The 6,258-nt window shown below is 44.9% G+C and carries 7 protein-coding genes and 2 pseudogenes; 2 read left to right on the top strand and 7 right to left on the bottom strand.

Translation table 11 applies throughout. The features are described 5' to 3' along the window. The 3 genes and pseudogenes from ACEW9J_RS14415 to ACEW9J_RS14425 all read right to left on the bottom strand — a co-directional run. A pseudogene (locus tag ACEW9J_RS14415) lies at window positions 1–259 on the bottom strand (ISH3 family transposase); the annotation flags it as partial. Between the two features lie 21 nt (window positions 260–280). Continuing rightward, a complete protein-coding gene (locus ACEW9J_RS14420) occupies window positions 281–976 on the bottom strand; it encodes a restriction endonuclease subunit S (RefSeq protein ID WP_373545808.1) in 696 nt (231 codons plus the stop codon). Continuing rightward, entirely contained in the window at window positions 973–2,526 is a 1,554-nt protein-coding gene (locus ACEW9J_RS14425) for an N-6 DNA methylase (RefSeq protein WP_373545809.1), read from the bottom strand. The genes ACEW9J_RS14420 and ACEW9J_RS14425 overlap by 4 nt, the downstream gene beginning before the upstream one ends. Window positions 2,527–2,777: 251 nt before the next feature. Here ACEW9J_RS14425 and ACEW9J_RS14430 point away from each other — a divergent pair, with 251 nt between their 5' ends. Further along, window positions 2,778–3,041 (top strand): hypothetical protein, encoded by a 264-nt coding sequence (locus ACEW9J_RS14430; protein ID WP_373545810.1) that lies wholly within the window; start codon window positions 2,778–2,780, stop codon window positions 3,039–3,041. 246 nt (window positions 3,042–3,287) lie between these two features. Here the strand turns inward: ACEW9J_RS14430 and ACEW9J_RS14435 are convergent, their stop codons facing one another. The 4 genes from ACEW9J_RS14435 to ACEW9J_RS14450 form a co-directional block, all read right to left on the bottom strand. After that, a complete protein-coding gene (locus ACEW9J_RS14435) occupies window positions 3,288–3,788 on the bottom strand; it encodes a hypothetical protein (protein WP_373545811.1) in 501 nt (166 codons plus the stop codon). Then, a complete protein-coding gene (locus ACEW9J_RS14440; RefSeq protein WP_373545812.1) occupies window positions 3,785–4,375 on the bottom strand; it encodes a ParA family protein in 591 nt (196 codons plus the stop codon). The genes ACEW9J_RS14435 and ACEW9J_RS14440 overlap by 4 nt, the downstream gene beginning before the upstream one ends. Before the next feature lie 216 nt (window positions 4,376–4,591). Beyond that, the gene (locus ACEW9J_RS14445) at window positions 4,592–5,161 is read right to left on the bottom strand and encodes an ImmA/IrrE family metallo-endopeptidase (protein ID WP_373545813.1); all 570 of its coding nucleotides are present in this window, start codon (window positions 5,159–5,161) and stop codon (window positions 4,592–4,594) included. Continuing rightward, complete coding sequence (locus ACEW9J_RS14450) at window positions 5,161–5,523, bottom strand: helix-turn-helix domain-containing protein (RefSeq protein WP_373545814.1); 363 nt, start codon at window positions 5,521–5,523, stop codon at window positions 5,161–5,163. Before ACEW9J_RS14450 ends, ACEW9J_RS14445 begins: the two co-directional genes overlap by 1 nt. A 226-nt stretch (window positions 5,524–5,749) precedes the next feature. Here ACEW9J_RS14450 and ACEW9J_RS14455 point away from each other — a divergent pair. Further along, window positions 5,750–6,115: pseudogene (locus ACEW9J_RS14455) on the top strand (multiubiquitin domain-containing protein); the annotation flags it as partial. Window positions 6,116–6,258: the final 143 nt, after the last annotated feature.

Below are 6,258 nucleotides of genomic sequence, written 5' to 3' on the forward strand. Positions count from 1 at the left end.
CTAGGCTTTTCATGTCATCCAACTTCTCCAGATGGTAGCGAATGCCATTACTACTTGGTGTTCCCTCTAAGCCCCTGACTGTTTGTTCAATGCTATCCCCTCGACTGGCTGTCCGCACCAAAATTTCAAACAAGTCCCTGATTGTATAGCCTCCAGACATATCTATTGGCAAGTTTGTTGTTAAACAATCGATAGTTGATGCCAAGGTGCCTTCGTCGGTTAAAGCCGGAGTCAGAGATAATGAAGTAGGGGTAGTCATCGTGGCTGTTTTTGTTTTTGTCTAGCCAGACTCTACCCCTTTTTCCACTCTTTGCGATCTACTGATATTTGCTAACAGTTCGCCAAATGCTAAACGTTTCCATCCCTTCGGATTTGTAACAGGATCGCCGAACATCTCTAAGAATATGGCTTGGGTGAGGGTGTTGAGTTGCTCGATCGATTGTCGTCGCATCGTCCTGAGAGATTCGGCTCGATCGAGTATCTTCACAATCCGCTTCTGTTCTTCTAATGGTGGTAAGAGAATTGTATGATTTTTTAATTTTTCAATCGAAAGAGCACCATATGCTGAACCATTTGAAAGCTTTTTAAGTTTTTCGACAAATGAACCTAGTACAAGTTTCAGGTAATAAGTATTGACTAACTTGAAGTCTTTCAGCCATAAAACATTACCATCTTTAAAATAAAATTCTTTATCCGCTTCTATAACGTATATTTCACCTATGGTTCCAATTGCAGTTAATAGTATATCTCCTGCTATTGGAATACCAAAATTAATCTTTATTTTTCTGTATCTTTCCTCTGAAATAAATAATTCTGTCGTTACATCTTTCCCATTAGCAAGCTCTTTTATTTCTTTAGTTCTGTAAAATGGAATACCATCTGCAATATATTCACTTTGAAAAATTCTTTTACTAGAAGTAATATTGCAAATTTCTCCTAATTTTTTCTCTAGCCATTGTTTAGATAAATCACTCATCTCAACAACCCCTTTAATTCCTTCATCCCTTGCTGAATCTCCACCTCTAACTTCGCCAAACTAGCCAAAATCTCTTGCGGATCGTGATGTTCCACCACCTTATGCACCACCTCCTTATACCGATTCAAACTCAGATCGTAGCCCTTCGCTGCAATCTCCGCCTTCGGCACTGAAAAACTCTGCGCCGTTCGAGGGCGTTCCCCCTCCTTAGTATTCCGCAACTGCCAGCGACTCAACACATCCGGCAGATTATTCTTCTCATGCTCCTCCAAGGTCAACGGCTCAGATGGCGTACAGCCCAACTTCTCCTCAGCCACCAGCAGATTCCGCTTATCGTCCAAACTCTTCCCATCCGCCGCCACATCGTAGAACCAGACACGATCGGTGCCCCCCGAATTGGTCTTGGTAAATAGCAAAATCGCCGTCGAAACCCCTGCATAAGGCTTAAACACCCCTCCAGGCAGCGAAATCACCCCATCCAACTTCTGATCCTCTACCAACACGCGGCGCAGCTCCTTATGCGCCTTGGAAGAACCAAACAGCACCCCATCCGGCACGATTACCGCCGCCCGTCCCCCAGGCTTCAATAACCGCAAAAACAGTGCGAGAAATAGCAACTCAGTCTTCTTGGTTTTGACGATTTGCTGCAACCCCTTCGCCGTATTCTCATAGTCCAACGAACCCGCAAATGGGGGATTTGCCAGAATCAGACTGTAAGCCTCCTCATCCCCCGAATGCTCCTCAGCTAGCGAATCTCGATAGCGCACATCGGGGTTTTCCACCCCATGCAGCAGCATATTCATACTGCCAATCCGCAGCATCACATTATCGAAATCAAACCCGTGGAAAGTTTGCTGATGAAAGTGTTCCTTTTGACGAACATCCAGCAACATCTTAGGATAACGCTCCCGTAGATATTCCCCCGCCTCGACTAAAAAGCCACAGGTACCACTAGCAGGGTCGCAAATCGTATCTCCTGGACTCGGTGCCGTCAGTTCCACCATCAACCGAATAATGTGGCGCGGAGTCCGAAACTGCCCATTCTGTCCCGCACTGGCAATCTTGCCCAACATATACTCATACAGATCGCCCTTGGTATCGCGATCCTCCATTTTCACCTTATCTAACCCATCCACCACATTGGACAGCAGCGCAGCCGAAGGAATCGTAAACCGCGCCCCCTTCATGTGATGGGCATAAGTCGAGCCATCCCCGCCCAACGTCAGCAGAAATGGGAAGACGTGCTTATCCACTACCGTAAACATCTCGGCTGGGGCAAAATTCTTGAACCGCGACCACCGCAGATCCTCATAAGGGCGGTGTTCCTCCTCCTTACCTTCTGAGTCTTTACCTGCTGGAAAAATGCGTTTCTCCATCGGTTTATTCAACCGCACCGATTTATTTTCTTCCAGCGTATGCAGGTCATCCAACCGCTTGATAAACAGTAAATAGGTAATCTGCTCGATTACCTCCAGCGGGTTAGAAATTCCCCCCGACCAAAACGCATCCCAGATGCAATCGATTTGACTTTTAATTTCCCCTGAAATCATGATGCTTTGATGTTGTCCGGTAGAATGTTGATGCTAAAAAGGTTCGATCGAATGTGCATTTTCACCTTGGCGAAAATACATCAGTGTGAATATCTATATTTTCATCATGCTGTTATCCCGCTAAATTACTAAATTTCAGAATTACGCCAATGCGAAAATATGTAAATAATAAAGACGATATCGCTGCCCTCTCAACTGTTTCAGCCATCGATCGAGATTTGAGATTTTCGGCTTGGTGAAAATACATCAACATGAAAATCGATATTCTTAGCCCCTCGATCTCCTCTCCTGTTAGAAGTGGGGCTGGGGATGAGGTTGGGTTGGGGAAGTTCAAATCTCAACCGAAGCTGTTAACTCACGATCGGATCTTAGTCCGACATATTGGCGATGATTCGCTCGATCGGCATTACGCCAATGCGAAAATACGTCAATCAGAATCTCTGTATTTTCAACTTGCTACGATGTCGTTATCGCTCCTTAGAATTACGCCAATGCGAAAATGCGCCAATGGGTAACACGATCTAAGTTTGAGTGAGATGGGTAAGGAGATAATTATATGCTCTTCCCCTTGCTATTGCTTCAATCTCTACGATCGTCTCGACGAATCGATCGACTTGGAGATTTAGATTTTCAGATTGGTGAAAATATGTCAATGTGAATTGCTGTATTTTCAGATTGCAATATTCCGATCGATCGAACCGCAAGCCGTGGGAATATATCGATCGTTCTTGCCTTTCCCCTTTCCCCTTTCCCCCTTCCCCTTATTTCCCTTTCTGCCTTGGCGTAAATTCGTCAAGGAGAATATCTATATTTTCACCTTGCTGCCATTTTGCCCAAGCAGCCAGCATAAAATCCACCAATTCACTCTTATCGATTTCAATCCCTTGGCGTTTGAGCTTGAGTAGATAATCCTCCACATCCAGATCGGTTTCCCGTTGCACGTAGTAAGTACGACCGATCCAAGCATCATCGCTCCGTTTGCCCGTCGCAGGTCTACCCCGCTTCTTTGGTTGAGTTGGCACGACTGGAGCTAATTGGGTTGGAGATATAGACACTGGTGCAACTTGTGGAGTTGAAACGACAAGAGCAGCAATTGGCGCAACTGGTACATCGGCGGCTGGGGCGATTACCGCTGATTCGGGTAACGAGACAACCGATCCTACAGTGCTTTGGTCGTCAGAGACATTCGACTCATCACCGAGCGGATCTGGTTTTGGCTTGCGACTGGCAACGAGATTTTTATAAGCATTCGCTTGGCTCATGGTAAGATTTCCTCCGCTACAGTGCGATAATCACTCCACGCAATTTTCGACATCCGATCGGCTTTCACTTCATAAACGGGTATTCCTTCGAGGGAAGCTTTCTCATAACAAATCAGCCGCCGAATATCTCGCTTAAATAACGGAAAATCCCCCAAAGCTGCGCGAGCTGCTTCGCCCGATTTAACTGGTTTGGGATGAACCATCGTCAACAAGATCCGATAGCGATCTGCTCCCAATGTTTCCAGCAGATCGACAGTTTGGAGCATGGCATCGATCGATAGCGCGTCGGGACTAGTCGGCAATACTAATAGATCGCACCCATCGGCTAAGGCTTCGAGTTCGTGCTTGTCAGGACGTGCAGCGGTATCGATAACGATGTGTTCAAATTTGGGACTGTAGAGCGCGGCTTGCATCAAGTCAACCACCTTAAATGGTAAGTTGCCGCGTTTAGACCAACCAGTCGCCGAATGGTTTGGGTCGCCATCGACTAGTAATGTCGAACCTTTTTGAGCTAGATAGCACCCTAGATGAACGGCGGTGGTAGTTTTACCCACTCCGCCTTTAAAGCCAGCAACGGTAATAAGCACCCGATTTTCCCCCGATAGATTCCACTAGACTAGTCTGGATTGGTGCCTTTGTCTATTGGTGAGTTTTTGGCTTGCTGGAATTTTAGATATTTGTATTTTCGCCAATTCAAAATTATATATTGTACGATTCGCCTATAACGATTGCTATTTTTGACGATCGAAAATCAAATAAATTAGTATTAATAGAGCTTAAAATTGGCTCGAATTAGCTAAGGATCATTTCTTTGCCTTCGATCTAGCAATTATTAAATTAACTCCAGTTACGTTCAAGCGCATTGTATAAACTTCCTTGCTAACTTTGTAAGTTTTATTCACATCAGGAAAACTCATGCCAGTTTTAACAATATGAAAAGCTGCATCTCTTGAAATTTGTAATGCCGATCCCAGCCATTCCGCCTCTTTCTCTTCATTTTCGTCAACATAACGGCATCCGTACTCATTGAATACAGGAGTGGGCTTATGACCGAGAATACGGTGACTCAATTCATGAACGATGTCTGCGGCTTGTCGGCAATGACTGTGTGAATCATTGTGAATAATTAGGGCGCGGGAGCCATCAAAAATAGTAATTGCAGAGAAGCTTTCTGGGGTTTTTTCCATAAACTCAGCAACAGCATCCGGCTCCCGCTCTCTATATTCTGAGAGTGGTTCTACCGGAATAGTTAACCATTTTGCTAATTGCCAAGGACATAGCGGATCGTGCGGTTTTAGTCCAAGCTCTTCCCTATACTCCAGAGCATAAGCATCACTTTCAGTTTTGAACCCATGCCGAAATTTGTGCGTCATCAATCCGTTCTATCCTTTCTTAGAGTCTCATAACCAGCTTTAATGATTGCTTCAAGTGCCGCAGCTCCTTGAGGCGTGAGATTACGATCGGCTCTCAAGTAAGCCGTGATTTGAGTCAGTGGATCTGAAGTTGTTTGAGGCTCTAGATCTCCTTTGACAAAGGATTCCGCCTTCAACCCCGACCACCGCAACAATGCAGCGAGACTATCAACATCGGGTCTTTTCCCTTGTGCCATTCGTGTCAAAGTAGACGCGCTCACTTCTGATTTCGCCGCCACTTGCTTCCAAGTTAGGCGTTGGGACTGACGCTGACTGTCTAAAGCTGCATAAAAGGATTCTACGTCAAATTCTAATTTAGCCATCTCATTCTCATCTTTTCTTTTTGATTGCTAGTATGCAATTTTGAACCTACATTGCAATTCTAAAGCATTTGTGTCATGATGAAAGAATAATTGCACTCTCGCAATTAACAACCTACATCGCAATTAGGACATCTCAATGACAACATCAAGTGCATACTCTATCTCGATCGATGACGTTTCTTACAACTTCGACGATCCAATCGTTACTTGACAGCAGCTTTTAGATTTAGCAGGTAGGAGACCATCCGACCAATTCCTTGTCTATCAACTGCTTAGGAATGGTCAACTGGAAGGCATCCGCCCAGATGAAAGTGTCAATCTACACCAACCAGGGGTCGAAAAATTCTTAGTATTCGAGAGCGATCGAGCCTTCTTCTTCACTTTAGATGGGCGTAAATTTGAGTGGGCTGCTCCGGTTATCACTGGGCGACAGCTCAAAAAGTTAGCTAACATCGATCCGGCTACCTACGAAGTATGGCAGGAAGTTAGAGGAGCGGACGATCGCACCATCGAAGATCGAGAGCTAGTCAGCTTGGCAGATCCCGCAACCGAGCGGTTCTTTACAGGCAAAAAAAACACCACGGAGGGATAACCTAATAGACCAATCCTAAATATAATCTGTGGACAAAAAAGATAGCAAAACTGTAAAATAGTATTTTATCTAATATGCCAAACCCACTGCAATATATTGAAAAGCATCCAGATCGAGCCAAGGAAATTATAGGTATTGAGTAT

The sequence above is a fragment of the Chamaesiphon sp. genome, assembly GCF_041737865.1.
In the GTDB taxonomy this organism is placed as follows: Bacteria; Cyanobacteriota; Cyanobacteriia; order Cyanobacteriales; family Chamaesiphonaceae; genus Chamaesiphon.

Coding starts and splice junctions, on each gene's coding strand:
- ACEW9J_RS14435 (WP_373545811.1), bottom strand. CDS start 3,788: ATGAGCCAAGCGAATGCTTATAAAAATCTCGTTGCCAGTCGCAAGCCA.
- ACEW9J_RS14425 (WP_373545809.1), bottom strand. CDS start 2,526: ATGATTTCAGGGGAAATTAAAAGTCAAATCGATTGCATCTGGGATGCG.
- ACEW9J_RS14450 (WP_373545814.1), bottom strand. CDS start 5,523: ATGGCTAAATTAGAATTTGACGTAGAATCCTTTTATGCAGCTTTAGAC.
- ACEW9J_RS14420 (WP_373545808.1), bottom strand. CDS start 976: ATGAGTGATTTATCTAAACAATGGCTAGAGAAAAAATTAGGAGAAATT.
- ACEW9J_RS14445 (WP_373545813.1), bottom strand. CDS start 5,161: ATGACGCACAAATTTCGGCATGGGTTCAAAACTGAAAGTGATGCTTAT.
- ACEW9J_RS14430 (WP_373545810.1), top strand. CDS start 2,778: ATGAAAATCGATATTCTTAGCCCCTCGATCTCCTCTCCTGTTAGAAGT.